We start from the raw sequence: 1497 nt of genomic DNA, 5'->3' as shown, positions 1-1497 counted from the left end.
GGGGCGGGCCGTGCGCGAGGGCCCGCCTTGTGTCGCCCGGAGCGCCCAGAATTCGCCTCTTGAATCACAGTGGCCACATGTATCACTGCGGTAACGTTTATCTCGATTTGGTTACGCCGAGCGCGTAATGTCTCCGGTGATCGCGCCGATATGCCAGGCGTCACTTTTCTGCAGTTCGAGTCTGGAGTGCCCCCTTATGCCCGTTTCACGCCGTGGGTTCCTCGCCGCAGCGTCAGTCGGCGTCGGCGTCGCTGTCGCCTCCTCCGTTCGTGGCCCCCTCGCCGGGGCCAATCCGTTCGACACCGGTTCCCTCGGCATGGCGCAGGATCTGCTCCAGTCGGTCCCCACCGGCAGTGGAATGATCCAGCCGAACGGCCCGCTCGGCTACGTCGGGGTGACGTTCCCGAGCGCCGAGGAGATCGCGGGGCGCATCCGCTTCGCCTTCCCCGACGGCTCCGTGGGCGACTGGCTCCCGCTCGAGGCGATGGATTCCGCCCCGGACAGCGGCAGCACGCCCGCCTCCGATCTCATCGCGGCGCCGGAGGGGTCCGTGGGCTACGAGGTGGACGCACCCGCGGGCGCCCGTGCCACTGCATTCGACGACGGACGTGGCGCACCGCGCAACTACAGCCTGGGCAGCGTCGGCACGCTCGGACTGCCGATCATCCCGCGGGCGGCCTGGGGCGCCGGTGACGTCTCGGGGAACCGTTGGGCGCCGCAGTTCTTCCCGGCGCAGGCGATCACGATCCACCACACGGCCTCGCCCGTCGGGCCGGACCGCGCGGCCAGCGTCCGCGCGATCTACAACTACCACGCCAACACCCTGGGCTGGGGCGACGTGGGATACCACCTGCTCATCGACCCGGAGGGCCGGATCTACCAGGGCCGCGGCGGAACCGTGGGCGGGACCCCTGTCTTCCAGGTGCCCCCTGTCGCCGGTATCGCTCCCCCGGTGGTCACCGCGGGCCACACCGGTGGCGTCAACAACGGCAACATCGGCGTCTGCCTCCTGGGTGACTTCACCGGGGCGCCGCCGACCGCCGCTGCCGTGGGCGCGACCATCGACTGCGTTCGTGCGCTGTGCTCGGCCACCGGCATCAATCCGCGGGGCGGGATCACCTACCGCAACCCGCAGGGCGGGGCCACGCGCAACATGCCGGCCGTCTCGGGCCACCGCGACTGGGGCGGCACCGCCTGCCCGGGCAATTCGTTCTACCCGCAGATGCAGTTCATCCGCGACGTCGCCGCACGCAACTGGGTCCCGAGCGCCGTATCCTCGGCGGCCTTCGGGTCCTGAGTTCGGTCTGACCGACTCGCTTCACCCATCGAGAAGAGCGTTCCGAACCTCCCCACTCGCGGGATGTGTTCGGAACGCTCTTCTCGTTCCACGAGGCCGTCGGGGCATCCCGGGGCGACGACGGTGGCCTCCTCGGCAGCCACACGCGGACGCCCCACGACAGGCGCGGGCGCGGCGGCCTGACCCGCCCGCCCCACGAC

The 1497-nt window shown here is 70.7% G+C and carries 1 protein-coding gene; it reads left to right on the top strand.

Going from position 1 to position 1497, the window contains the following annotated elements; translation table 11 throughout:
- Positions 1-196: 196 nt before the first annotated feature.
- Positions 197-1297, top strand: a complete 1101-nt coding sequence (locus IY392_RS17960; RefSeq protein ID WP_107755545.1) for a peptidoglycan recognition family protein — start codon at positions 197-199, stop codon at positions 1295-1297.
- Positions 1298-1497 lie beyond the last annotated feature (200 nt).

Origin of the sequence: Dietzia sp. SYD-A1 (assembly GCF_015356725.1) — a bacterium.
Taxonomy (GTDB): domain Bacteria; phylum Actinomycetota; class Actinomycetes; order Mycobacteriales; family Mycobacteriaceae; genus Dietzia.
The sequence above is the reverse complement of the archived record's forward strand: the minus strand, read 5'-3'. Positions and strand labels throughout refer to the sequence as shown.

What these genes read in the sequence shown, in the direction of transcription:
- IY392_RS17960 (WP_107755545.1), top strand. Translation starts at nt 197, where the DNA reads ATGCCCGTTTCACGCCGTGGGTTCCTCGCCGCAGCGTCAGTCGGCGTC.